Source organism: Croceimicrobium sp. (genome assembly GCF_965228705.1).
In the GTDB taxonomy this organism is placed as follows: domain Bacteria; phylum Bacteroidota; class Bacteroidia; order Flavobacteriales; family Schleiferiaceae; genus Croceimicrobium.
Map to the genome: position 1 here is coordinate 1,377,516 of NZ_OZ245832.1, position 25,527 is coordinate 1,403,042.

30 protein-coding genes are annotated in these 25,527 nt (G+C 40.6%); 13 read left to right on the top strand and 17 right to left on the bottom strand.

The window, feature by feature from the left end:
• Together ACO05P_RS06250 and ACO05P_RS06255 are read left to right on the top strand one after the other, a co-directional pair.
• Entirely contained in the window at positions 1–1,473 is a 1,473-nt protein-coding gene (locus tag ACO05P_RS06250; RefSeq protein WP_421754161.1) for a T9SS type A sorting domain-containing protein, read from the top strand.
• Between the two features lie 178 nt (positions 1,474–1,651).
• Entirely contained in the window at positions 1,652–2,281 is a 630-nt protein-coding gene (locus ACO05P_RS06255; protein ID WP_421754162.1) for a hypothetical protein, read from the top strand.
• A 279-nt stretch (positions 2,282–2,560) separates the two neighbouring features.
• On the opposite strand, the gene ACO05P_RS06260 is transcribed toward ACO05P_RS06255, so the two are convergent.
• The 4 genes from ACO05P_RS06260 to ACO05P_RS06275 form a co-directional block, all read right to left on the bottom strand.
• Complete coding sequence (locus ACO05P_RS06260) at positions 2,561–3,043, bottom strand: hypothetical protein (protein WP_421754163.1); 483 nt, start codon at positions 3,041–3,043, stop codon at positions 2,561–2,563.
• A gap of 55 nt (positions 3,044–3,098) precedes the next feature.
• Entirely contained in the window at positions 3,099–3,788 is a 690-nt protein-coding gene (locus tag ACO05P_RS06265) for a hypothetical protein (protein WP_421754165.1), read from the bottom strand.
• Between the two features lie 167 nt (positions 3,789–3,955).
• The gene (locus tag ACO05P_RS06270; protein WP_421754167.1) at positions 3,956–4,576 is read right to left on the bottom strand and encodes a hypothetical protein; all 621 of its coding nucleotides are present in this window, start codon (positions 4,574–4,576) and stop codon (positions 3,956–3,958) included.
• Positions 4,576–5,265 carry a YiiX family permuted papain-like enzyme gene (locus ACO05P_RS06275; protein ID WP_421754168.1) on the bottom strand — a complete coding sequence of 230 codons (690 nt, stop codon included), beginning with the start codon at positions 5,263–5,265 and terminating at the stop codon, positions 4,576–4,578. Before ACO05P_RS06275 ends, ACO05P_RS06270 begins: the two co-directional genes overlap by 1 nt.
• An 860-nt stretch (positions 5,266–6,125) precedes the next feature.
• Here ACO05P_RS06275 and ACO05P_RS06280 point away from each other — a divergent pair.
• The 5 genes from ACO05P_RS06280 (at position 6,126) to ACO05P_RS06300 (ending at position 10,938) form a co-directional block, all read left to right on the top strand.
• Positions 6,126–7,532 (top strand): phage integrase SAM-like domain-containing protein, encoded by a 1,407-nt coding sequence (locus ACO05P_RS06280; protein WP_421754169.1) that lies wholly within the window; start codon positions 6,126–6,128, stop codon positions 7,530–7,532.
• 136 nt (positions 7,533–7,668) lie between these two features.
• Positions 7,669–7,935, top strand: a complete 267-nt coding sequence (locus tag ACO05P_RS06285) for a helix-turn-helix domain-containing protein (RefSeq protein WP_421754170.1) — start codon at positions 7,669–7,671, stop codon at positions 7,933–7,935.
• Between the two features lie 51 nt (positions 7,936–7,986).
• Complete coding sequence (locus ACO05P_RS06290) at positions 7,987–8,169, top strand: hypothetical protein (RefSeq protein WP_421754172.1); 183 nt, start codon at positions 7,987–7,989, stop codon at positions 8,167–8,169.
• A gap of 12 nt (positions 8,170–8,181) precedes the next feature.
• Positions 8,182–10,527 carry a type IV secretory system conjugative DNA transfer family protein gene (locus ACO05P_RS06295; protein ID WP_421754173.1) on the top strand — a complete coding sequence of 782 codons (2,346 nt, stop codon included), beginning with the start codon at positions 8,182–8,184 and terminating at the stop codon, positions 10,525–10,527.
• Positions 10,528–10,545: 18 nt separating this feature from the next.
• A complete protein-coding gene (locus tag ACO05P_RS06300; RefSeq protein ID WP_421754174.1) occupies positions 10,546–10,938 on the top strand; it encodes a hypothetical protein in 393 nt (130 codons plus the stop codon).
• A 2-nt stretch (positions 10,939–10,940) separates the two neighbouring features.
• Here ACO05P_RS06300 and ACO05P_RS06305 read toward each other — a convergent pair whose 3' ends face one another.
• Positions 10,941–11,297: a hypothetical protein gene (locus tag ACO05P_RS06305; RefSeq protein ID WP_421754176.1), complete on the bottom strand. Its 357-nt coding sequence runs from the start codon at positions 11,295–11,297 to the stop codon at positions 10,941–10,943.
• 73 nt (positions 11,298–11,370) lie between these two features.
• On the opposite strand from ACO05P_RS06305, the gene ACO05P_RS06310 reads away from it, so the two are divergent.
• Positions 11,371–11,832 carry a hypothetical protein gene (locus tag ACO05P_RS06310; protein WP_421754178.1) on the top strand — a complete coding sequence of 154 codons (462 nt, stop codon included), beginning with the start codon at positions 11,371–11,373 and terminating at the stop codon, positions 11,830–11,832.
• Here ACO05P_RS06310 and ACO05P_RS06315 read toward each other — a convergent pair.
• From ACO05P_RS06315 to ACO05P_RS06355, 9 genes are all read right to left on the bottom strand, one after another.
• Positions 11,747–13,144, bottom strand: coding sequence for a relaxase/mobilization nuclease domain-containing protein (locus tag ACO05P_RS06315; protein WP_421754179.1), 1,398 nt, complete (start codon positions 13,142–13,144; stop codon positions 11,747–11,749). The two genes, ACO05P_RS06310 and ACO05P_RS06315, sit on opposite strands and share 86 nt — an antisense overlap.
• Before the next feature lie 2 nt (positions 13,145–13,146).
• Positions 13,147–13,476, bottom strand: coding sequence for a plasmid mobilization protein (locus tag ACO05P_RS06320; RefSeq protein ID WP_421754180.1), 330 nt, complete (start codon positions 13,474–13,476; stop codon positions 13,147–13,149).
• A 399-nt stretch (positions 13,477–13,875) separates the two neighbouring features.
• The gene (locus ACO05P_RS06325; RefSeq protein ID WP_421754181.1) at positions 13,876–14,253 is read right to left on the bottom strand and encodes a hypothetical protein; all 378 of its coding nucleotides are present in this window, start codon (positions 14,251–14,253) and stop codon (positions 13,876–13,878) included.
• 461 nt (positions 14,254–14,714) lie between these two features.
• A complete protein-coding gene (locus ACO05P_RS06330; protein ID WP_421754183.1) occupies positions 14,715–16,205 on the bottom strand; it encodes an N-6 DNA methylase in 1,491 nt (496 codons plus the stop codon).
• Position 16,206: 1 nt separating this feature from the next.
• Entirely contained in the window at positions 16,207–16,863 is a 657-nt protein-coding gene (locus ACO05P_RS06335; RefSeq protein WP_421754184.1) for a hypothetical protein, read from the bottom strand.
• 234 nt (positions 16,864–17,097) lie between these two features.
• Positions 17,098–18,162, bottom strand: a complete 1,065-nt coding sequence (locus ACO05P_RS06340; RefSeq protein ID WP_421754185.1) for a tyrosine-type recombinase/integrase — start codon at positions 18,160–18,162, stop codon at positions 17,098–17,100.
• Positions 18,163–18,709: 547 nt separating this feature from the next.
• Positions 18,710–19,048, bottom strand: coding sequence for a hypothetical protein (locus ACO05P_RS06345; protein WP_421754187.1), 339 nt, complete (start codon positions 19,046–19,048; stop codon positions 18,710–18,712).
• Between the two features lie 134 nt (positions 19,049–19,182).
• Positions 19,183–19,542 (bottom strand): DUF7222 domain-containing protein, encoded by a 360-nt coding sequence (locus ACO05P_RS06350; RefSeq protein WP_421754188.1) that lies wholly within the window; start codon positions 19,540–19,542, stop codon positions 19,183–19,185.
• Positions 19,543–19,719: 177 nt separating this feature from the next.
• Positions 19,720–19,965 (bottom strand): XRE family transcriptional regulator, encoded by a 246-nt coding sequence (locus ACO05P_RS06355; RefSeq protein ID WP_421754189.1) that lies wholly within the window; start codon positions 19,963–19,965, stop codon positions 19,720–19,722.
• 155 nt (positions 19,966–20,120) lie between these two features.
• Here ACO05P_RS06355 and ACO05P_RS06360 point away from each other — a divergent pair, with 155 nt between their 5' ends.
• Positions 20,121–20,804: a hypothetical protein gene (locus ACO05P_RS06360; RefSeq protein ID WP_421754190.1), complete on the top strand. Its 684-nt coding sequence runs from the start codon at positions 20,121–20,123 to the stop codon at positions 20,802–20,804.
• A 6-nt stretch (positions 20,805–20,810) separates the two neighbouring features.
• On the opposite strand, the gene ACO05P_RS06365 is transcribed toward ACO05P_RS06360, so the two are convergent.
• A complete protein-coding gene (locus tag ACO05P_RS06365; protein WP_421754191.1) occupies positions 20,811–21,836 on the bottom strand; it encodes a hypothetical protein in 1,026 nt (341 codons plus the stop codon).
• Positions 21,837–21,988: 152 nt separating this feature from the next.
• Here ACO05P_RS06365 and ACO05P_RS06370 point away from each other — a divergent pair, with 152 nt between their 5' ends.
• Together ACO05P_RS06370 and ACO05P_RS06375 are read left to right on the top strand one after the other, a co-directional pair.
• Positions 21,989–22,660 carry a hypothetical protein gene (locus tag ACO05P_RS06370; RefSeq protein WP_421754193.1) on the top strand — a complete coding sequence of 224 codons (672 nt, stop codon included), beginning with the start codon at positions 21,989–21,991 and terminating at the stop codon, positions 22,658–22,660.
• A gap of 82 nt (positions 22,661–22,742) precedes the next feature.
• A complete protein-coding gene (locus ACO05P_RS06375) occupies positions 22,743–22,982 on the top strand; it encodes a hypothetical protein (protein WP_421754195.1) in 240 nt (79 codons plus the stop codon).
• 128 nt (positions 22,983–23,110) lie between these two features.
• Here ACO05P_RS06375 and ACO05P_RS06380 read toward each other — a convergent pair whose 3' ends face one another.
• Positions 23,111–23,434 carry a hypothetical protein gene (locus ACO05P_RS06380; protein WP_421754196.1) on the bottom strand — a complete coding sequence of 108 codons (324 nt, stop codon included), beginning with the start codon at positions 23,432–23,434 and terminating at the stop codon, positions 23,111–23,113.
• Positions 23,431–23,685, bottom strand: coding sequence for a hypothetical protein (locus ACO05P_RS06385; RefSeq protein ID WP_421754198.1), 255 nt, complete (start codon positions 23,683–23,685; stop codon positions 23,431–23,433). Before ACO05P_RS06385 ends, ACO05P_RS06380 begins: the two co-directional genes overlap by 4 nt.
• A gap of 227 nt (positions 23,686–23,912) precedes the next feature.
• Between ACO05P_RS06385 and ACO05P_RS06390 the strand changes: the two genes are divergently transcribed.
• Both ACO05P_RS06390 and ACO05P_RS06395 read left to right on the top strand, forming a co-directional pair.
• Positions 23,913–24,554, top strand: coding sequence for a helix-turn-helix domain-containing protein (locus ACO05P_RS06390; protein ID WP_421754200.1), 642 nt, complete (start codon positions 23,913–23,915; stop codon positions 24,552–24,554).
• Entirely contained in the window at positions 24,541–25,500 is a 960-nt protein-coding gene (locus ACO05P_RS06395) for an L-histidine N(alpha)-methyltransferase (protein ID WP_421754201.1), read from the top strand. Before ACO05P_RS06390 ends, ACO05P_RS06395 begins: the two co-directional genes overlap by 14 nt.
• The last annotated feature ends 27 nt before the right edge of the window (positions 25,501–25,527 follow it).

The following is a 25,527-nucleotide window of genomic DNA, read 5'->3' on the forward strand; positions in this document are numbered from 1 at the left end:
ATGAAATCTACACAAAATTGGACCTTTCTATTATTTATTGTGCCGTTCTGGACTTGGGGCCAATGGACCCATCCCTACATTACAGGTCAGGGTTATGGATATGGCTCAAATAGTGTACACGGCACTTTTGATGGCTATTTTACAGGTGATAGTCTGAAAACTTTTGGCCTGCAGCAAATTGGATCAAGCTCCTCACCTGAATACGAATACTTTCAAGATAGCTATGATTTAATAAGTGGAACATTCGGACTTTCTAAAATTATCTATCAATGGGACGGCTCCCCCACCAATGATCGTAAACTTCAATCCTTTAACCGATATTCAAATGGCTACATAGTCAATAAAAATGGAAACGGCATAAGTGCTGCGATCCGCTACATTAGAAATTTAGATGGTACAATTATTAGAGTGGATAGTGCTCAACGAAGCTTAATCAAGACGATGCAGCGTGTAGATTCTACTCACTCCTTCCTATGCTCAGGATTGGGAGCGGACCTGTTTTTACTGGATTGGTTTACCGGAGATACCATTCAAACATTTAGTTCAGATACAATTGCTCAATTATACAATGGTGCTCTAAATCCCACTAATTGGGAAATTTCATTTTACCACAATGATGGACTTTACATTTATCTGAAAGTGTTTGAACCTACCCTGGTTTTCTCTTATGGTTATGAAATTCTAAAGCTGAATATCTCAAACGGGAAACTGGAAAATTTTAAAACATTTAAGGAGGAATCCTCAATATTTAGCTCCTCCCAAAGTTTTGCTATGATTGTTAAGGATTCCATTCGCGATTTTGGAACTAATTATATAAGCTATCATAGCATCTATAATTCTCTGTGGCAGAAAACGCATTCCCTTTCCTTTCTATCTGAAAAGTTTTATGGGAATGAGACTGGTTCTGTTCCTGTATACTTTAGTGATTCATTAGTCCTGTTTTGTTCAAATGTAAAAGACAAGAGGATCCCTCCCGATAACCAAATAAAGGGTTCTCAACTTCGGATTTATGATCTAGTAAACAACAGCTGGCTCGGTTCTGCTCAATTCTTTGCAGCAAACACTGGCTCAAGCTTTATCCTTGGTGAAATTTTTGGGGTCAAAAAAGGATATATCTATCTAAATACCCAGCATGATGTAAGCAATTTCAATTATAGTCTGCTCCTGTGCTTACCCTTGGATTTAAATTATGACAACAGCTTATTCTACCGAAACCTGGGAGAAGTAGATATCAAGAAAAATAAAACTTTAGAGGTTTACCCTAATCCAGTTCAAAAGAGCATAAAAATAATCACCGATCAGTCTTACGATAAAATTCATTTTTACTCCACTAATGGCAAGCTCATTAAGACCTCTTCATACACTGAATCCTCTCAATATTCAACCGGTTCTTTAGCACCTGGGCTATATCAATTAGTACTTGTATCCAAGAACAAGGCTATTGCTGAGACGAAAGTAATTAAGGTGGATTGATCTTTCTACAATTTTGTAGCAGAGCTAATGCCGCCCACTATTTAAATGTATTATTAAAGCTTATTGAAATTAATTAAAGCGCTATCTGATCCTGTATTAAATGTAAAGAGGATTAATCAGATTAAGATTTACCCTGGCAACGATGTATGGGTTATCTATTAAAATTGAATTGCTCAAAATGGATATTGACTCAAGTATATGGGACCAGTCCTATCATTTAGGTAATACTATGCCTCAAATTTGGTATTACCACTTTCAGATTTTGTTTACCTCGGCTTTGACGCTTAAAAAAAATGCACTTGAAGGTGACTATTTTATCAGGAATTCAAATATTTCAGATTTTAAGCCTGGGACGCCAGAACATAATGAAGGCTGGAAAAGAGAAAATGGCAGGCCGGCAGCAATGTTACTCGCTTATTCTATTGAAAACCTATTGAAAGGAATTTATGCAAAAAAGCTGTTTTCAATGGATAACGAAAAGTCCAAAAATGATCTCATTAGTAATTTACCTCAAGATATGAGAGGACATTGGATGAATAAATTTATACGTGATAAATTAGAAATAGAACTTAGTGAAAATGAAAATGTAACACTTTTAGCTTTAAGCCATGCATCCCGCTGGTTTGGCAGATATGCTACAGCAATCAATTTAGAAGAATACAAACAATTCAGTAATATTAATGGCTATTCTATTATTCATAAGATAATTTTCACTGATTTTGGTGATGAATTCCCATTTGGTCAAGAGGTTGATGGCATACTAGACAAGTTAGAACCTATGATCCGTGATAAAAACTATTTCAATTAAAAACCCACATAATTTATACCACCCTCAACTTCTTAAGCTCTTCTCTATCACATTTCTCCTGATTTACCTGGTTTATAAAGATAGTTCGCATGTTGGAATGAGAGGCCAGCATCATGGCCACTTCAGTTGGTAGGCTATCCTGTAGCATTGCATACTTCAGATCGTAAAATCAACTTTGCCAATAAAATTCATTAATGGACACCATTTAATGGAAAGACATTCACTACTAGATTGCTTGCACCTATCTAGGATAAGCAAACTCATCCTAAATAGCCTTAATCACCCCACCAAGCTTGCAATCCTCCTATACTCCTTCCACTTAGGATCGTATTTAAAGCCGCAGCCGAACTCGATCCATTTGTCTTCCTTTTCATTTAAATCCATTAAGGTAGCTTGGGCAAACTCGGGATTGTCAATATACATATCCATGATCATCCCAAAATCAGTAGCGACTCTTGCCACTACATGAACCACGCATTCTTTTTTGAGAAGATCCCTAAAGAAGTCCTCAATTGTTCCCATATCTAAATCTTCAGAGCCTGAATCATCTATTTCCACGCTAAACTGAAGATTGTAGGGACAATACTTTTTATAAGGGTAATCTTTATAGGCTAAATCCAGCCATCCCGTTGCTGGCTTCCCGGTTTCAGTCTCCGTCATTAGGAGAGAAATAGAATTAGGGGGATAAACCCCTTCAGTAGACCGAATTGTATCCCAATCCAGAGCTTCTTTGTTGCTTTTAAAAAAATTGAGTAGTCCCATATTTATATAGTTTCATCAATGAAACAAACACCTTAGATTAATAATTTAATTGCTTTCAATCGGCATTAAGCCTATCCATTATAGTCTTGAAATTAGGATTATTTGAACTTCCACTCTCATCCATTTCAAAATGATTGAGCAAGGCCCATTCAATTTGCTTGAGGATTGTTTCCTTTTGTTCCGTATTAGTGATTTTATCCAGACTCTTCATGAGTAATTCGGGCTGACAAATAAAACAAGCTCCCAAAGAGTACAAAGGCTCTTCATTAACTGATTCTAGGTTGACCCAGATGGTTGCGATGAGTTTATCAATAAGCTGAAGGTCTTTGCTGGTACAGAAGTAATCAGGAATTAATTGAAGAATAGGATTGAATTTCGTATCCGTATGTTGATTCAACACTTCCGTAATTAATTCTGAATTTAAAGAGTCACTACCATTCAAAGTAAGGTTCAAACTATCCGCCAAAACTCTCTGCCTGTCTAGTACTTCTAGTATAAGTCCTTTAAGGGAATCACGGTCAAGAGCACTTAAGTCCTGAATACTACTTCTCGGAATAAAACCTTCCATTTGACTTCCCTTCCAAGGACTCAAGCATGCCCAAACTGACTCATCCTCTAATTGGTAGTAGAAATTGGCATCCTTATACAAGGTGTCTATGCTGTGAAATTGCATCCCTGGCCCATTTCGAACCTCTATAAAATTGAGACTATCAATAAGAACCGCAGGTCCTTTCTGAGCTAGCATTGAAAATGAAAAACAAAGCATTAGGCATGGTAGTATAGTGCTTTTTATTTTCATCTAATCTATTTAGAAATGAGCATGTAATACATCCTCTTAATTTCGGTAGGCTTGGTAAAAAAACAGAAATCTCCAATCTGTTCTTCTAGTTTAATCATTGGGAAGGCAGAAATCTAAATGCCTGAAATTAAATCCTTTTCAATTAAATGCCTTAATTCCAATAATGATATACCCTCCTCTGGAGTTTGATCTATATTCCAATCAAGAAATTCCAGTGTACCAACAAATGAAATCACATTGTACTCTCCCAATATATGGTCGAGGTAAAGAAAGAATAATGCCTGACTGCCGATTAAATTTGAATTCAAATTCTTGATATAGACTGCGGCATTCACCTTTCGATGGGTAGAGTCGATCTCAGGGATCACTAGAATATGACTACTTGGGAATTCGGTTTCTTCAAAATTTAGGCTGATCTCATCTTTAGCCTGACGAAACTTATGGACTATCCAATTTTCAATAACTGGCTTAGCTTCAAAAAGAACTTCCACTGGCCTAAGCCCCTCTTTCTGACCATCTGCACTTAGGATCAAGACTGTTTCCCCATTTTCACCAATAGTCATTTCAGGGTAAAGCATGGGATGATATTCTCTAGCCTTTGCACTTAATTGATTGTAGATCCCGTAATCCTTAAAGTCGGATCGGATAAAATCCTCCAATTCATTTTTATGGCGAATCACCCATTTCCAGAATTTTTCTTCCCTAGTAGAACGTTTAAAAATAGTAATGGCCATTAATTTAGAATTATAACACTATCCACCTTCATTAACTTATCCGAATTAAACATGGCGGCAGGAGAAATCACCTTTTCATCCAATGGAATCTGATCCCCGTATCGCTCTTTCAATTTAGCTTTAACCTGATCATGACTGAGGTCAAAGTCCGCAAGCCTTTCTAAAGCCCCGATTTCAATTCCAGTTGCCTGCTGGTAAATTTTCCATACCAATTCAGAGCAATACATTTTATCGTCAGACCATTCAAAGTATATATCATAGGGCTTGCCCATATATTGCTCTCCTATTCGCCTCATTTTCTTCAAGGTGATTGAATCTAGAACCTGGTCTGCGTTTTTCAAACGCTTTATTACATAATGCCCCTCTTTACCGCGAGCGATCCATTTTTTAAGAGGTGTTAGGCGTACCGGCTGTACCGCCTCATAAACGAAATACTGGCCTTGCTTCTCATAAATTATCCCCATATGACTGTATGGAGAGTGGGTCGCCAATTGAATGGCTTTGCTTTGAGCTGACTTTGAGCTTTGAAAAATTATATCGCCACTTTGAATCCTTTGTTCGAGTGCATGAGCTTCCCTTAGCTCAACATCTTGGACGACCACTTCTCCGAATTGATACATTTTAAAGCCCCAATAACTAATCAAGCCTACAATTCCCAGAGCCAAAGCAATTAGAAGTATTTTTCTCATCCAAGATTAAGGTTTAGGGCTTTAATATACTTTGATTTTATGTTAATTACCAGCCTATGCTTCTAGCCATCTGGAACACATGGCAATAGACCGGCATTGGGTAATAGATGATATCAGATAACCCGCAAGCAGAAACATTGGAAATACAAGCGAGCTTGCGCCGGGAAAGGATTAGCAAGCTGATCCTGCTAAAGCTTAAGGTCATACACCAAAAATCTACGGGCTAGCGCCCTGTATTTTTCATTTCTAGCCTTGGCTTGCAACTAAGCTTGCGATAGGACAGGATTAGCAGGCTGATCCTGATAAAGCTTAATGGTCATACACCAAAAATCTACGGGCTAGCGCCCTGTATTTTTCATTTCTAGCCTTGGCTTGCAAGCGAGCTTGCGCCGGGAAAAGGATTAGCAAGCTGCTCCTGATAAGGCTCAATGGTCATTCACCAAAAATCCACGGGCTGTCGCCCTGGCTTTTTCATTTCTAGCCTTGGGCTTGCAAGGGAGCTTGCGCCTGGAAAGGATTAGCAAGCTGATCCTGATAAGGCTCAATGGTCATTCACCAAAAATCCACGGGCTGTCGCCCTGGCTTTTTGTTTTAAGCTCCATAGGCTTGCAAGCGAGCTTGCGCATGGAGCTTAAAACAAAAATCCCCTCCGGTTGCACCGGAAGGGATTTTTGGTGATCGCGACAGGATTCGAACCTGTGACCGTCTGCTTAGAAGGCGTGCGATTTTGTATCTCGTTGAACCACTATGAAATTTATTTACTGAATATCAGTGTATTATCAATTTTAAAATTCAATAGAGGCCATTAAAAGCCAGTAATCCTGTGCAAATCCTGTGCAAATTTTTTATATCTTTAAGGTATGGAAATACTTCTAAATCAGGACACAAGATACAAAAAGAAGAATGGAACCTATCCGATTATTCTGCGTATTAGTGGCAATGAGCAAACCCTTCCAATTTCTACAGGATATAATGCCCCAAAGGAATTTTGGGATGAAAAGAAAAGGGAAATCAAAAAAGGCTATAAGGGCTATGGCTCTGTTTCCCGTGTGAATAATCTTTTAGAAGGCAAAAGGAATACTGCAAGAAACGTCATTACTCAACTGGAAGAAAGTGGCACATTGGGGGCGCTATCAATCCATGACGTGAAAAGATGTATTGTTAGTGTTTTCAGGAAACCTGATGCGGAAAAGACTATTGATAGCCTGCGGAAAAAGAACATTGTTGCCAGTGATAAAAAGAAGAAAGAGCTTCTTAATCACTTAGACGAATTGGTCATATCTGGTGAGCTTTCATCTATTCCTTTATCCGAACTTCCCAATTATTTTCAAGACTTAGTGAAAGCAGGATCAGTTTTTCAGTTCCTTCAAAAAATTGAAGGTGACTTAAGGGATCGCGGGAAGATAGGAAATGCTATTGTGTATGGGTGTTTGGCGGGCGTTCTTAGGAAATATATGGGAGAAGGTAAAGATTTATACTTCAATCAACTGACCTTGGAATTTCTCGAAGCTTTTGAGAAGTGGAATATTAAACGAGGTATAAAGGTTAACAGTATTGGAAATTATATGCGTACGCTACGTGCGACCTACAATCGCGCTGTAAAAGCTAATGAAGCTGATAAGCACTCCAACCCATTTGACGATTTCAAGATCAAGAAAGAGCAGACGGCCAAAAGGGCCATAAGTCAAGATTATTTGCGATCGATTATAAATCTACAACTCGAACCAACTGACCCTCTATTTGACGCCCGTAATTTTTTCTTAGCCTCTTTTGCCATGCAGGGCATGTCATTTATAGACATGGCTTTTCTTCAAAAGAAATTTGTTTTTGATGGCCGCGTACGATATCGCAGAAGTAAAACATCCAGAGTTTATAATGTGAAAATCAACGACCTTTTAAGGGCCATCCTTGAATTCTATTCTAAAGACAAGGCAGATGAAGACTTCATCTTTCCAATCTTAAGGCGTGAGTCTATGGAGGATCGGTATAAAGATGAAAAACAGTCCCGCAAAGTCTATAATAAACAGCTTAAAAAGTTGGCTCTGAAATGCGGCATTAAAGAAACCCTGACTTCCTATGTGGCACGTCATACTTTTGCAATGTCTGCAAGATTATCAGAAGTGCCCATTGAGGTTATTTCCCAAATGCTTGGGCACAAAGACACCAAGACAACAATGATTTATTTGGACTCCATTCCAGATAAAACCGTTGATGATTATGCCGACAAAGTATTTGCTTTTGCAAAAAGTGAAGGGGGCACAACATGATAATCTCTCATTTTCAATAATAGATCATTTTTACTAAAAAATGATTATGGCTAGTAAGCATTCATCTTCCCTCTCTTTTTATTAGATTTATTTTTTAAATCAAAAGCGATTTTCACATGTTAATCCCGTTAACAATATGGAGGTAATTTGTCTTCAAACCGAAGCGTTTTATGCATTGGTGGATGAACTTTACGAGCGGCTAAAGGAAAAAGAAAAATTTGACGATAAATGGGTGGATGGCGAAGAGGCCATGCGCTTGCTCAATGTGAAGTCCAAAACCACCATGCAAAGTTTGCGAGATGAAGGAAAAGTCCGCTTCTCCCAACCGCAACCGCGCATCATTCTTTATGACCGCGATTCGATCAATGACTATCTCGAAAAACACGCTAAAGAAACTTTTTAAGCTATGAAGGAAAGGATCTATATAAAACGGTTCAATCAGGGTTATAGCCTGATGAAATTTCACCCTGATTTGGCTGAAAAGCTTAAACAAGGGCTGAATGAAAAAGAAAATCTCTCAGGGCAGGATAAGGCTTTAATGGATGGTATGTCTGAGCATAGAAAGGAAAAAATCCGTGAAAACATGACAGAGCGATCAAATGATAGGCAGCATCAGGGAAAGGGTCAAAAACGCTAAAGTATTTTCAAAATGCTGAAGTTCATTTTTAGGTTTATTCTTTTGGGGCTTTTGGTCTGGTTGTTAAGTCCTGTCCTTGACCTCCTCCCCTCACTTCCGACTGAGAATATGGTGGATGGGTTTCTCGATCTGACCAAGGAAAAAGATCAGGCAGTTTTTGGCGCATTTAAGTTTATTTTCTGGATAGTGGTTTTTGCCCTCATAATTAAATACGGGCTGCCTGTTTTCAACTTCCTCTATCCCGTTGCCAAACGGTATTCCACGACCAAATTTTACAGGAGGTTTCAAAGCCTTATATCTGTGCCTATCACTTTCATAGTAATTTTTATTATTTTAAGCCTAACTATAACATCTGTCATTTTCTACAGCGATTATGAGGATTCAAAAGAGCTAGCCCAAGAAGACATTGTTCATAACGCTATCGAAGAGACCAAGAATCACCATATCGGTTTCTATGAAAATGAACTAAAGAAAAATGAGAAGGGTGCAAAAGCCTACATTAGAAGCGTTTCAAATATTTACTCTATTCCTCGAAGTAATTTTTGGCCTTATTCCACAAAGGATATATCCAAAGCCTCAATTCAAAATGCACTAAATAACCCTAATAGATACAGATGGGTTTACATTGATTTGATGCGCACTACTGCCAAGGAAGATATTAGATTCTCAAAAAAGTATCAGGATTATTTCTACGGGCAGAAAAATTTGCAAAAAAAACTCAATGCTGTTTATGTCGCTTCTTTTGGAGATAGTTCCTATGTACAGGAAAAAGTAAGCACACGATTGGATCAATGGGAAAAAGAAAAGCAAAAAGAGTTTAAAGAAATTTATAATGGCTGGAAACCTATAAATATTGCTATTTCTGCCTTGGTAGTCATTATTTTCTTTTTTACCTCCAGACAGGATTTTGGAAAAGAGTATGAAAAATTTATAGGGTTTTTAGAACAAGGACGTTTTGGCTTGGGTGGTTCCGCACGTTTTGCGGGATTATTGGAAGAGTGGCCTTATAACTTTAAAAATCATAAAAACAGCCTGTTTATGGGACGTTCACTTTACAATCCTTTTCGGCATATTGGTTTGAAGGATGAGCGCCATATGCTGACCATTGCCGGATCAAGGGCAGGAAAGGGGGCGACTGTCATTATCCCTAACCTTTTGCTTTGGGAAGGCTCAACCCTTGTTATTGACCCAAAGGGAACGAATGCGGCTGTTACTATGCGCAGGCGCAAAGAAATGGGACATGATGTCCATTTGATAGATCCTTTTGATCTGTTGGGCAAAGATGATAAAGCCAGTATCAATCCCCTTGAATTTCTTGATCCCAAATCTCTTCATATAAGAGAGCAAATCAATGTGATTGCAGAAGCTTTGGTTGTCCCGGATGAAAACCAAAAGGAAAGACATTGGGATGATGGTGCCCGAACAGTGATAGCAGGAATGATAGGCCACCTGATAAGCTCAGGAAAATACGAGGAACCCAACCTTTCCATGCTTCGGGATATGATCTCGATGTTGCCGGAAGAGCAGGTGGAACTCTGGGCGGATATGTCTTTGAATGAGCAGGCAGGGCGATTGCCCATAGATGCTGCCAACCGTGTGATCCGCGGAATGAATACGAATGAGATTTCAAGTATAATATCCAATGCAGATAAGCATACGGAATGGCTTTCTAGTCCTGCTATGAAGAAAACTTTAAGCAAATCTTCTTTTAAATTTTCCGATCTTAAAGAAAAGCCTACCACAATTTATCTGATTCTACCGCCTGAATATCTGCAAACACATAACAGATTTTTACGCCTGTTCATCAATTTGGTAATCAATCAAATGTCCGTAGGTGGGAAATCGAAAGTGCCTGTCCTTTTATTGATGGATGAATTTTTGGCTTTAGGGCGCATGGAAGAAGTAGAAAAAGCCTTTGGCTTGATGGCGGGCTATAATCTTGTTCTATGGCCTTTTGTTCAGGATTTTGGGCGGTTAAAAGACCTTTATAAAAAGAGTGTCAATGCCTTTATTGCCAATAGCCGTGCGGTGCAAATATTTGGTGTGGCAGATGAGGAAACGAAAGAGTTTGTAAGCAATCATATTGGGGATCGGGCGTTGGAAACCTCTATGAAGATTGAACATCATCGCAATATTGCAAAGCTTAGAACGTCAAGTGAAGTTGCCATTGATGTAGCTGCCCATTCAGGACGACAATATATTCTACGATCTGGCAAGGCACCCTTCGTTTTGGAAAAAGTCCCATACTATGATGCCGCTCCCGTTGAATGGATGAAAGGGACTTTTGGTGAAAAAGGTATAACAGAAGGGCTGTTTAAAGGCTTATATGACCCTGATCCTGATTATATCAAAAAATAACTTTAAAACTCTTCAGATTTGGAAAATGACTGGAAGCCCAATGCCCCTGATGCCAACCGTGCATTTAATCAGCAGGCGCATAATGAAAATCTGAAAGAAGAAAGGAAGGAGCATAACGAGGAGTTTCAACGGCAGGCTCAAAATCAGCAGGAAGAAAACAAGCGCACAGAAACTGAGGAAAAGGAAAAAGAAAAGCGCGAAATGGTTACACGCGCCATGCAAAAGCAGTTAGAGCGGCAACGCGAAACTCCTCAACCTCAAATGGCTCCACAGCCCCCGGGTGGGATTCAAAGCTCGGAGAATAGACAAAAGAATATGAACGAACGTGAAAAACGCATTCAATACATCAAGGAAAGAATGGGGGCAGCCCAAGAACGGTTAAGGGGTGGATTTGGTAAAAGCAAAAGGTAAGCTTAGCGTTCCTTCCCTTTGAATTTTTCGTTGGTTTTTTCTTTTAGCTTGCCCCGTATCCTATCTAATACCTCTTGTCTTTGCTCTTCTTTTTCAACTTTTTCTAAGGCTGCTTCCCTGCCTATATCAGGGAAATGTGCAAAACTCAGCTTTTCGCGTATGGGGGCAATTTCAGATTTAATTTTATGTGTTTTTTGTTCTTGATCCTGTGCTTTTGCTCTTGCTTTTTCTTCATTGGAAAGCCCATCGTAGTTTTTCTTGCGATAGTGCGCCTCCCATTTTTCCTTGATAGGTTGGGATTCCCGAAATAAGTCTTGCTGAAAAGCAGCATCAACAAGCTCAAACCCTTCTCTATCCATAATTTGTATTGAATTTGCACTTTATGGTAAAATGCTTGTGCTGCAAATTTAGCAAGGAATAAGGAACTGTAATATGGGCTTAATTGATCATGATGAACTTGAACGGTTAGAAAAGTTTGTTTCATATACCAACTACGCATTAAAATCTGACGCTATAAATGAGGAAGAGTTTGAAAGAGACATGCTTCGCATGCTTGATTTTATTGAAACATACGATGGTTGTGTCGAGAAAACGATAGAGGCTTTTAACAAAGCCCATAACTTGGCTTGGCAAAAAAGCCGCGAGATATATGACAGTGAGGGCCTTTATCACTCATTGGAAGGCATACCCAGTGAAATATATGATGAAATAATGGACGTTTATCTAAGAGTGCTAACGGATAATTTCTTTGCAAAATATATTCAGTTTAAGTGGAAGCAATTGAATGAATACAAAAAGCAAACAAGTACTATCGACCCGGTTCTCTATCAAGATTATCAGCACGCGCAGGATGTTGCATCCTATGCCGAATTTGGGCCACCCTTTCGCGCCTGATTTCTTCTTCTGATTTGGGCTTTTCCCGTTCAATCTTATTGTCCAGAGCATCATTCTGCTCTTGAATACGCATATCAATATTCTCAAGGTTTTTGTTTAAGTTATTGATCTCTTCCTTGTATTCGTTGTCTTTCCCGAAAAGCTTGCTAATGATGTTTTGCTGTGCTTGATTGGTCTTCAGGTCTTTGATCTGATCAATGATTTCCTGCGGCTTATATTGATCTTTCTGCTGTTTTGATAAGCGATCCTGTAAAATGGCTTTCTTTTTCTCCCAAGCCATAAGGGCATCAAGCTTGTGTAAATGACTGTTATCATATTCCTGATGGCTGGGCTTGCCCTTTCTGTCGTAAATGGGTGTTACTTTGGGTTCTTGATCAACACTTTTGCTTTGTTGCCTTCCTTTTTCCTCTATAGCCGCATCAACAATATTTTTTTGACGGGCTGTCTCATATTGGTCGCGGTCAAAATGCCGTCTCTGATGTGAGATGGTTTTTGCATCGGGGAGCTTTTCTATATCTTTTAAACGCTCCTTAATGTCAGACGTACGCTGACCTTTAAGTTGTCGTAAAAGGCTGCTTATTTTTCCATCATTATCGACCAAAACAAAGCCGCGCCTATCCCCTTTCGCCAATGTATAACCAAGATTTTCTAACCCTTTCTGAAAATCTATGCTGTTAATTGACCGGGCATAAAGCTCTTGTATGAGTTGGGCTTGTTTGGCTTTTTCTTCCCTGTGCTTGATCAGCGCCAGTTCACGGTCCTCTTTGGCTTGATCCCTGCGCTTTTGATTATTAATGACACGTTGCTCACATAGGATTTCCCCATCGTCTCTTTCAAGGTTTTCTGCCCAGTTTGATAGGGTTAGACGGTCATGGGATGGCGCTGCGGTCCTTCCCGTTTCGGGATGTATGAGATTGACAACTACATGCAAATGGGGATGCCGTTCATCATTGTGCGCAACAATAACGGCTTCTTGCTCATGGAGTTTTAGACGGGTGAGCGTATCAAAAGCTGCTTCCAGCATGCTTTCTTTTGTTGGATCTTGTTTTGGGTGCCAGGAAAGCGAAAAGCTGTAGACGGTGCCAGCTTTTCTTTTCCTTCCTGTTTTTACCATGCCTGATTTATGTTTGAGTTCGTCTGCATTCATGGCCGTGTGTGCCATCCAGCCAAAACCTTTATGGGCATTGTCGGTGGGCAGGTTATAGGTGTGCGTCCATTCCACACGTTCGCTGGTTTGTGCATTTTTGTCGTGCAGGTAGTATTGTGCTGCACCTTTAAATGAATGTCCTCGTTTTGCAATTCTTGGGATCATGCCTATACATCCTCTAACAGTTGATCCAGAAGTTCTTCAAGCTTTGGTAGCACCCGTTTGAGCTCAATGGGAATAACACCAGTGGCATTGAGCTTTTTTGTTTGCTGGTTGATGTTTACACCAAGCTTTTTAAGCTGGTGTACGAGCTCAAAATCATACTTGGATTGCTGAATTTTGATTTGCCCATCCAAAGCCATTGCGCGCATATAATCACTCAATGATAGTCCAACCTGAGAAGACTTCTCTTGAATAGAATTCTTCTCCGAAGGGGTACATCGGAAGCGTAGCACTTCCGATTGTTTTTCCTCGATATTTTTGGTTGGTCTTGCCATTGTTTTCCGTGCGGGTAAAACCAAAAATTGAAACGGTGCAATACATCGGTTCAGGGGGATGCAACGGGGGATTCTCCCCCTTGCCAAGAGAGTTTTTGTGGCTACAAAAACATATCTTGCTACCCGCGCTTTTCCTCGAAGTTAGAGCAAATTCATTGAGGGTCAAAGTGATCCGCAGATGAATTTTCCGTATGGTTTTACGTGGTTCCTATTGGATTTTATTGATGCGAAAAATTTTTCAGCCTCTTGTTCAAAAAATGTATAAATCGGGCTGAAAACAGACTTTTCAGATCTGAGCGACTGACGAATTTTGAGAGAAAATCTGATTAAGTTTTAAGTTGGTAAAAAAGAAAATGACGAGGCCGAAGCCTCGCCATTTGAATAAACGCTTTATAATATTTACATCTCAACTTCTGGTGTCGTTTCAAGTGGCTGCTCCTGAATTTGTCCTTCAGTATTTTCATCAGCCTTTGGTTCCAACAAAACAATGTTTAGAGCTGGGATGCTGATGCCTTCGCGGCCATCTTCGGTTTCAAATTTGAAAGCACCTCCAAGACGGTTCCAGAAATCATCTTGGCCTTTGCGCTTTACGACATTGAAGGCTTTATAGTCAGGTTGGTTACTCATGATAGTTACTCCTTTTTTTGAGTTTAAACCGCAACCGTTGCGGTCTTTATGCATGTTCAAAAGGGTGTGCCGGGATGTTTTTGCATAGTATTTTGCCTCGCGAGGAATGCCGCCGGCAGGGGAAAATACGTCATTGCCAAAACAGCACAAGCAGCTAGAATTGCATCCTTTAAGACCTCTTCGGGATGTGGTGGGTTGAAAAAGCGGTTGTCTATGGGGGCTTACTACTGCATACAAGGCCAATCGCTATGAGCAATGGAATTCTTTGGGCCAAAAACGATTTGGGTACGTTATGGGTACGTAAAAACCGTTTTTGTATGTATGAACGGTCATTTTTTGTTACCAAAAGTCCAGTATTTCTGCTATTTATGGACTTTAAGTGGGCGCTCATAACGGATTGGTCGCTGGTTCAAGTCCGGCCTGGCCCACCAATGCTCACTAAGGGTTTCACTCGATTTAGTGTTTTCTAATCTGAGGTTTGGGTACGTATCTGGGTATGTAATGATTGTTTTATAATGTTCTTGCTAGCATTAGGTGAGGTGAAATTAGGCAAATACTAAAACCCTGCCGACAGAACTTAATCGATGCTAAAGTCTAAAAGCAAGTTTTATTCAAACGTCCGCATAACGAGAATCAGAAATAGCTTTAAAACTGTTGTATTCAGATTCTCTTCCTAAGTGTTTTGCAATACTTTGAATGTTAAGTCGTTTAAGTATATCAATAGTGATGGGTCGTTTTTCATCCCAAAAAATCATCGATCTTAATGTGTCTTTTGCAATAGTAGAGTTTAGAACTTCTGATAAAAATATAGCTTCGTCCTTTGTCCAACATGGCAAGAAATTTACTGTATCATCAACCATTACAGCTTGGCCGTTTATAGGGTTTAGAATTTTGAAATCTAAACTCTTATAAAAACCAGAAATGGCAACTTTCCACGGTGAAAAGCTATAATCTCCAATTCCAAATATGGAGAAACGGGGTTTGTTCTTATATATTGAACTACCTCGTTTATCCAGTCTTTCAGAATAACGGAGCAAATACTCCCATGTTTTAGGAGCAATATTGGCAATACTTGAAGTTGACTCACCTACCTTTTTTTGAGTTATCACAACATGCTTTCGATACTTTAATTTATCTTTATTAAGATCTGAGCTTTTATATAAAGGATATACATATTCATCTTCCAGTGACACTAAATCACCAAAACCATTGGCAAAGAGTTCTGAGTTCTTTTCGAGTTCCATTACTTTAGAACAATCGTGCTTCACACCAGAACGCCACTGATAATGAGGATCAGTACCTAAAAGAAATTTATGTGATTCATATAAACCAACATCTGAAATTAAAAACCCATCGTGATAGCCAAGGGTGCAAGAGGGGGATTTGTTATCCAGACTATCATAAATGCTACAGTCTGATGATGTTCTGTTAACTGAACAATCAATTATAAGGAAACATGCATCTACGGAAGCACCAAAGTGTCTCAAGGCATTAATCTTGTAGATTTTAGCATCACCTATTCTCAAATTATTTTTCCATGATTGAGCCAGTATTTTTCTTGCAATAGCTGTTTTACACAAAACGGCTATCATTCCTTTTTTATTCTGCAGCCATTCCAGATACTTGAGAAGCATCCATTCTGAAATATCAAAGTTACTTTTGCCTGTAATTGCTTCAAAACCTTTTCTGCCTTGAAAATTAGACTTTTTCGGCAAATTTGTACTGCCTAATAGACCCAATTCAGAACTCGTAACCCATGGGGGATTTCCAACAATTAGAATGGGTTCGGGCAGGGTCTTCAGCAAAGCCTCCCAATCATAGCAAAAGAAATCGGAATGAATAACTTCCACTTTTTTATTAGTAGAGAGTGCCCTGAGATGCTCTAAGTAAGATTTATTTATGTCAAGACCGATTATTCGCTTAGCTGATTTAATCTGATTTGCCGCAGCTAATATAAAAGAACCTTTTCCACAAGTAGGTTCTAAAACAGATATTGGTTTGTTTGAAGTGTTACAAAGAACAGATACGGCCTTTTCTGCTAAACTTTGTGGAGTTTGAAAATCACCATACTCCCAAATATTCTTAACCTTTCTCCTCTGCATTCTAATATACTCTCCAAATCCCCTCTATATCTCCAGCTTTTTGTATTACCCGGCTATACTGTAATCTCCATTGTAAAGCATTTGATATAGTTAAATATCCTTGTTCTGGTCGTTCAGCTATTATTCTTTCCGCAATATTTCTTGCCTCAATATCATCAACAGGAAGGTTTTTATCTTGCATGAAAGCGATTAGGTCGTCTTCATTCCCGTCATTGTCTAGAATATTAAGTATCCCCTTGGTCATTTGAAAATCAGCTGTGTACTCTGCATCAACAAAAATTGTATGCTGCATATTCAAGCGACCAGTATGATTGTTGTTATCATCATTTTTTTCATATACAAAAATCAACAAGCTATAGCCTAAGCCATATATCTTTTGACGGGCAGACTTGTAAGGGCAGGAAGATTGCGGCTGCTTAATACTAGTGACTTTCATATCTACGGCAAGTTCTGGGAAATCAATTCCTGATGCAGAGTTGCCTTGTGCATATTGATACTTGTTGGCCAAGTATGCAGTAAATTTATGTTCAAGATATGTTCCAACAGCTTTTCCATCTGTAACACCGTACAATGATGGCTCATCGTATGTACTCTCTATTTTAGAAAACTCAGCAGCTTCCGACTTTAATAGTGATATTGTAAGTATAGGTTTTGGCATCTTTATATTTCGATAGTTCTACATTGGGCATACTTCAGTTGGTAAACCCAGTTAAGAAGCATGGGTACTAGTGTAATCCATAAGATTATATAACAACCATACTAAGGAAAAGCAAAAATGCATAAAAAAAGAAAGGCCCATACCTTTCTTTCTCATCTTTCTAGAGTTGGAAGCAAAATATGGATGGGCGTAGCCTTTGCATATGTTTAAATTGGTTTATCGTAGCTTTAATAGTTACCCGAAAGAAGCCCTTACTTCCTCTAAATGATCTGGTTCCAAATGACCATAGGTGTTTTCAATAACTTGTATAGTCGTGCCAAGGTATTTTGCAACCTTGTTGAGTGAAACACCTTTTTGAACCATCCATGATGCGGCTGTATGACGCATCGTATGGGATGTTATTTTTTCTATGCCTGCTCTCTTGTAAACAGTTTCAAGACTGTTCTTCACGCTTTTGATCTGCTGCTGGTTGCGATGAACAACGTATCCATCATGAGTTCCACGTTTTCTAGCTTCCTTCATTTTACGTAGAAGCCTGCGTGGCATCGGTACACGGGATTTTTTCTTGTTTTGGGTTTCTCCCTGCTTTTTGAAGTCTATAATGCCTGTCTCAAAATCTACATCCCTCCATTTGAGAGATAGGATAGCTGTACTTCTTGCACCTGTATAAAGGCCGATATTTATATACAATTCCAGATAATCCGATGCACGTGCATATTCACGTGCAGCCTTTAAAAGCAGCGCTGCTTCTTTTTTAGTCATCCAACGGTCTCTCGGTTGGCCCTTTTGGGGCTTCCAGACATGCGGGCAAATGCTTATGAGATTGTCGCGGTATGCATAGCCAATGGCTGCTTGCATTTGCTCAAGCTCCCGTCTAACAGCTTGATCTGTTAATACTCGCTTCTTCTTGTATTTGTGCTTCTTCAGCCATTGCTTGAATTCTCTTTTGCGGTAAGCAATGTATTCCCTGCATTTAGATTTTTTAATGTCTTCAAGCTTGATATCTCCCCAAAATGGGATAAGCCGATCAAAGCACCTGATGGCCGTTTTTTGACTGGCAAGTGACGGTACATGCTCGGTGATATAATAAGCCATGATTTCACCAAGGGTGATCTCATTATTGTTTTGCTGCGGTGTTGTTCTAAGGACTATGATTTCTGCAAGTTTCTCTTCTGCACTCTTAAGGCTGCCAAGCCCAGTTGCGTGCCGCTTAAGCATTCCTGAGATGTATTCAACAACTTCCCAGCATTTGCGGTCTTTTCTATATTTGATGTGGATGCCCTTGTTGCGCTTTGACATGTTTTGTCCTCAATAAAGTTTCGGATGGCGTGTTTTGAAATTCGGATGTCTTTAGGTCTGATTTCGATAAAGTCGATCTCTCCGCCTTTGCACAGATCCTTTACAGCGCGGGTATTGGGTTTGCCGTCTTTGAAAAGCTTGAAATATTCTGCAACCTCTGCCGGGGTGCATAATTCGGGTAGTTGCATAGGGGTCTCTATTTGGGTGAAGTGTCATTTCTTTCTCCTTCAAATGGGTCAGGGGTTTATGCGGCCTAGCCATGCGGAGCGTGGCAGGGTGCGCCATAAACCCTTGGATGCACCAATAAAGGAGGGTACGGCCTGTCAAATGAAGAAAACCTGTTCGCAGGTTCTTGGTCTGAGATGAGTGAAAAAAATAGGACGCATGCGCCCGCATTTTATTCATGAGGCCAGACTTCGAGTTTGACAGGGTGAGGGAGGAAATCCCTCAAAACGAAAACGGCAAATAGAGCACCGACAGCCCCACAACCGGCAAGCAATCCCGGTGCTCTATTTTCAAATTTAATTTGGGTGGAATTTCTGAGCAGTTAAAGTTCTAATTGATCGCTTTGTATAGCTCTTATGCTCTTTACTGACATATTGAAAAGATCAATGGCTTCCGGCTTCTTTTTATCGAGCAACTGATCTTTAATAGATTGTGAATAATGATCAATCGCATTCATCCAATCGATGAAATAAGTGTCACATTGATCTTCAACAATTTCAAAAATTCTTGCAGCTTCAGCGCACAGCCCCCAGATTGTTTCGCCCCTTTCTGCCTCAACGCGATCCATAAATGCTTCTATGCGCTCAGCATTGAATGGGTCGGATGCAAGGTGGCCTGATATTTTGGCAACAATTTCACCGTAGTATAATGTATTGTTCATAAACAATCCCTCTCGTTAAGTTTGATGAAGGGCGCTGTGCTAAAGCCATAAAAAAGAAATGTCAAGAAAAAAGGAATACTTTCCTATCATCGTATGGAAAGGGAGGACTTTTTTAGAACTTCATTAAATAAACTTCAGTTGTTTATGCCTAATTCATACATCATTTTTCGAGCGGTTTCTTCAAAGCCAAGCCATGCATACCAGTTTTTAAGATCACCTTGTGGTTGTAAGGGCTGCCCCATTTCTTGTTCCAATTCGTAGCGTAGATCTTCAATTTCATGATAGTGAGCATCATAGAACGCATGGGTGTCTTTGTAATAGATCAAGGAACTAACCACCCCGCTTATACAGCCATAATGAAGTAAATCGTGAAAGAAATTCTCTATGTTGTCATACTCCAACGCTTCTGCTGCAACCGCAGCCCGAAGGCTTTTGGGGTTCCGTCTAGTAATCTGTTCTAATTGCTCTTTTAGCTGCTGAGGTAATGTATTCATTATCTGCTCCATTTTCTATTGATAATGACCCTGCAACAGCAGAGGGATCAGGGGTGGCACAAGTAGGAATTCGCGAGAGCGGAGCATTGCTTGGGCTAAACCCGGCCTCTGCTAGCTTTGGGGAAGTTCAAAGGGAAAAGGAGTGATATAACTACAACCTACAGTAGGAAAGACAATTTATCCAATTGGCAGATGAGTGTCTTCAAAAAAGGTCTGAATGGTGATGTTGTGGATGTCGAGCAGCTTAAAGAGGCTTTTCATGCTGATATTTTGACCACTTTCCATACGCCAATAGTGTTTACGATCAAGGTTGTGTTCTAAAGCAAATTTTTCATAGCTGCTATAGCCAGCTTGAATTCTTAAGTCCTTAATCCGTTTGGCGATGGCTTCAATCCGCGCATTATAGATTTCATCATCATTCATGGCGCCAAAGACGGTATTTGCCTAAATTAAATTTACGGCATATATGCCTCTTTCGTATATTTGTGGCATAAATGCCTTAAATCTTAAAAAATTAACACCCTTGTATGGTTTTGTTGCAACTTACAAGCATAACATGGTATAAAAACACAGTAGAAATGGATTTGAAGATGAAGAACTTTCTGAAAAAGACATTTATTGGTGCGAATGTGGTTGTTATGTCGGTTTTCGGCGGCAAGGCACTTGCACAGCAACAGTCTGCGCCGAATGGTGACGGGCAGGACTTGTATGCCTTGAATGAAGGTGTGCCGGAAACACCTTCTGTGACATCTTCAAAAACGGCTTCTTTCAATGAAAATGCAGATACTGCAACAGCCAATGAAATGCCAAACCTGAAAACTGCCAAGGGCTATAATCTGCGTGGACAGGGGCATATTGCCGCTGTTGATTTTGTTCTTGATAGTGCGGATGCACACCCTGTGATTGTAGGGCTTGAGGGTTCGGAAATGGGGCAAACCTTCCTTATGACCAAGCAAGCTATTAACAACATGGATGCGGCAGGCATTGAGGATATGCTCTTTGTGTTGAGTGATCTTGACCCCAGAGCTGATGATAAGGCATTAGAAAAAATAGCATTTTACTCAGGCGAGAGTGTTTTAGGGATCCTAACAAAGTATTCAGATGGAGAGTGGTGGTATGTTGAAGGGAAGCATGATGCGGAATCTGTTCGACTGCCTGAAAACACGGATATTCAAGCATTCATTGAAGGAAAGATCAGTGAGGCCTCTATCAAGGCGACTGGTATCAGACCAACACAATCCTACACTGCGCTTGATCGGTAACTTATCTTAATCCATAGAAAAAGACATGGTGGCTACGGGCTGAGCAGACGTTGTATTTTCTGGAGTTGTGTTGTCTTTTAATGAAGCTTCACGAGCAGCTTGTCTCGAAGCGATAATGTCTAGCCTCTTATCCTTATCATTAATTGTTAAATCAGCTCTCTCTTGATAATCCTCAGAGCGTTCCTGATAGTCCTCGATTTGTTCTGGCGTACCGTTTTCTTCCAGTCTTGCTCCTTCGTCTTCCAAGGCATGACCCTCGTCAATCAGGGCATCGTTATCCCCTTTCATGGTATGTAATTCTTGCAAGTTCTGGTCAATCTCATTTACATGATCGTTCAGCAGGGTCTTATCAGGGTAGTCCGGCAAGCTTTGCTCCATAATCGCCAACAAAAGGGATGGGTTTTCACGGTCTACAGGCTTACCAGTCTTTTTCTCATGGTCTTGTATTACGCGCTCCAAAGCCTTATCCTTCAATGTGCCGTCTTCATCAAGCTCTGGCTCCCCTCCGTTTTTAATCAGCCTGATATTGTCCTGAATAGCGTCAATTTCTTCAATTTGAGCCAGCTTTTCAGCTTTTTCCTGTTCCAAGGAAAGGATCTTCAGGTCAATTTTAACACCGAATTCTTCCAGATCTGCCAGTGTTTTTTCAAGAGCCTCGCGGGATGCTTCAAGGGCAAGCATCATTTCCATCCTGCGGGTACGCTTTTTCTCTTCTTCTTTTTTGCGTGCTGAGTTTATTCCTGCGGCATCTTGTGCGATTTTTTGAAGGCCTGCGGCCTCGTTGCCACCTTCAGTAAAGGAGAAATTCTTTTGCTTGGTTTCAAGCTGCTCGGCCTTTTCATTGGCGCGTTTCAGGATTTCGACAGCCTCACCATCTATGCTTGCCGCATATGCATCAACAGTATCATCAACAATGAAATTATTCTGGATGGGGTCAAGCGTTTGCTCTACCTGTGGAAGCTCTGGCGCATCATAGGCGATGCCCGTTGCCGCAAACGCAGATTTTAAGTCCCCTTTAGTGAACCCACTCATTTATATACTCCCTAAATACCCGTGACCTTCTTACGAGGTCTTGTGCTATAGTTTAAAGTCTACTGGGTTGGGCTTAAAATATTGTGACTTTTACGGAACCTTTGAACTAAATTTATTTAAAATTTTATGCTTTTTCCTGCTAGAATGGCTCCATGAGAAAAAAGCCGGAAAAGGTTAAAATTACACAAGAAATCATCGCTGAGCTTAAAGCCGAACGTACCCGTACAGGGATGAGCGCGGCGGCACTACTGAGAGGCGGAAAGAATGTACCTGAAAAGCTCAATAGTACGATGATCAATGCGTGGATGTCGGGAAAAACTGGCTCGGCACAAAGCGCTATTCTAGATTATGTCGTCAAAACATGGAAGGCGTTGCCGAACAGGGATGAAGTGTATATCGAAATGACCGACGATGTGCGCGAAAGTCTTAATACGGCCTTTAAAAAGACAGGGCTGAGCCTTAAACGACTTTTCGACACCAGAACAGATCATCCTAAGGATTTTAATTGGCGCAATTTCCACTCTATCCTTGCTCGATATCCTAAGCTCAACATGGATCATTACAAGTATATCATAGATGTTTTAGAAGCCAATGAAGAGCAGGGATATGAAGTCATATCAGACCAACTTTGCATGACCATACGCAGTGAAATCCGAAGAACAGGTGTGACTATCCCACATATCCTTCGTCGTGCAGGTCGAAACGAGCCCCCCCTTGTAACCCAAACCACGGTCTATAACTGGTTAAATGGCAAGGTCAAACGCGCAGATCGCAAAGAGGTGAAATATCTGCTGGACCTGTATAAAAACATTCCTGATAAATAAAACCTTCACCCAGAGACAGGGAGCTATGACGAGAGCGTTTCTATTCTTTTTGATAACAAAGTCAGTATCTTTAAAGAAAAGAATGAAAAGCGCCGCCATGATGATGAACAATCCCAATATGCGCTTATTGCCTTCTCTCGAAGAACGGTTAATAGAATTGGATGAGGCCTGCAACTCCCTAGAAAAGGATTTGGCTGATAATGACATACAACAAAACCCTTCTGAATTAAGCCGTATTCAGGAATTTTTGGCCGATGCACAGGCCGAACGTGATCGTGTTGTTGATATGATCAAATACTTGAAAAGCCAACAGATGTTCTAATCGTTTTCTGTCTAAAAGAAACCCCACGCCATAAGGCGCGGGGCTAGTATGTGGTGGGCACGCTTCCATTCCTTCATTGTGTGGGTGGGGAGAAAATCGGGAAGAAAATGCACCCATTCAGAGGAACCTTATTCTGGTCCTCCAAATTCCTTGGCTAGAAATTCCTGTCTTTGCTTTATATCCTCTAGGTAGCTATCCATCACACGGATATAGATTTCATAGGATTTATGCCGTACCATAATTCTGGCTTTCGGCAATTGCGGGAAGCTATGTTCACCATATTCGTGTTTATATCGGGCTTCCAATGTTGCATCGAACAGATGAGCTTCGCGATTTTCCAATATCTTCAGCTCGCGGATAAGCGGCACTGAGTATATGCGCCAAAGATCACTGTCCATTTTGAGTCGACCCAGATTGCGATGAAACTCAGAAAGGGCTTGCAATTCACTCATGCCGCTTTCTCCAACCGATTGAAGATGCCAAAGAAATTGTGTTTTGCCTCTCGGTATTCGAGGCGATACCGCAGATAAAGCCCCATATCCTGATGGTATTTCCCTTCAAGAAGAGTATATCTGCGGCCATAGGCCGTTTTGTATTCCTCTACGGTTAAGAGAAATTCTTTGCGGCAGGCCCGCATGCAATGCGCCAGAGCCATGAGCTTTAGAAATTCCAGAGCAAGCGACAAAGAGAAGCGCTTCTTCAATCTTAAATATAGCCCTTCAACCGAATCCCGGTCACAGGGGGTGCGCAGGCAAAGTTCAACCTCGCCACGCAGGGGTACATACGCAGTCATTTTTCCCTCACACAGTTATATTCTATGTTGTTTTAGGCATATCTAATGGGTGTCGTAGAGGGATGTCAAGAAAAACTTGATTATATATGTCGAAAACGATATAAGTGATAAAAAATAGGTACAGGATGCTATAAATAATGCCAATATCAAAAGCACAAGCCAGAGCAGCAAGAGCATTGCTTGCTCCAATCACTCAGGCGGAGGTCGGGAAACTGACAGGCTTGGAACAATCAAAGCTGTCTAACTTTGAAAACCCAAATAAAACCTACAATCCTACCGCACGCTTTCTAGAGAAGCTTGAAAACTTCTATGACAGTCGGGGAATTGAGTTCCTTGACAATGACGGTGTTAAACGCAAGACAAGCTTGAGAACCTACAAGGGGTATGATGGGTTCAAAGCCTTCATGTATGACGTTTATGAAACCGTCAAGAACGGCGGGGATGTTTGTGTAACCAATGTGGATGAAAGCAAATTCCAAAAGCTCTTTGGTGATTATGGAGACGATTATCTAAGCAAGATGTCGAAGGTCAATAACCTGAGCTTTAGAATACTGGTTCAGGAAGGCGACGATAATTTCCTAGCATCTGACTACGCGAAATACCGCAAACTCCCAGCCCAATACTTCGGCAATGTCCCCACGTACACCTATGGAAACAAGAAAGCTGAAATTCATTTTGAAGACCCGGTAACAGTACTGATCGTTGAAAACGCGCAGTCTGCCGACGCACAGCGTAAGTATTTTGAAATGATGTGGGAGCAATCCAGTGACCCCGTTTAAGAAAGATGTCATTGATCTGTTTTCTGGGAAGCGCGGTGGCCATGTTGAAAAGTGGCTCTACAGCGATACCCCGCGCCTGTCGAAATCCGGGTCTCAACTCTGGCATGAGTTCATCAAGACACATCCCGATTACTATGTACTTTCCAATGAAATCGCGCTGATACAGCGTTCAGCAAAAGCAATCGGCAAGAACCTGAAGAACGTAGACACTTTGGTTGATTTTGGTGTCGGCGACGGACAGGCGCTAAACCAAAAAGTCATTCCTTTACTTAATACCATGCGCGGGATCAAAACCTATGTTGGTATTGATCTCTCTGAGGATTTCTTAAAAGCCGCGCAGAGCGACTTAAAAAGTCATAAGCCTGAGTTGAACCTTGTGTCAATCAACGGGGACTTCTTTCATGAGAAACTTGACCTTCCGGGGATAAAGCGGATGGGGCTAATGCTCGGATCAACCATTACCAACCTCGAACTGAAAGAAGGTGAAGAGTTTCCGCACGCAAGAATTGTGAAGCGGCTCAAGCATCTGAAATCAATGCTGGGGCAGGGAAACCACTTTCTGCCTAGCTTTGACGCAAATGAGGACGTGCCTTCTATCCAGAAAGCATATAACAGCCCGATCTGGTCGGAGTTTGTAACCGGGATCATGTATGACGTTGATAAAATCGCTTACGGTGATTTCTCACCAAAAGCGTGGACACATGAAATGATCTGGAACTCCAAAGCACACGCGCTTCAACATTGTGCGACCTCAACCGCCAATCAAAATTTCTCATTCAACGAACGAGAATTCCGAATATTGAAGGGGCAACGCTTTGTGACGGTCAACACGTTCAAATATCCACAGTCGGTTTTTACCTCAATGGCAGAAGGTGCAGGATGTGAAATTGAAGAATATTTCGTTGATAGACAAGCACGTATATGTTTGCCAGATCTGGTGTGTTAGAAGAGTTGGTAATCACTAAGAACAGGA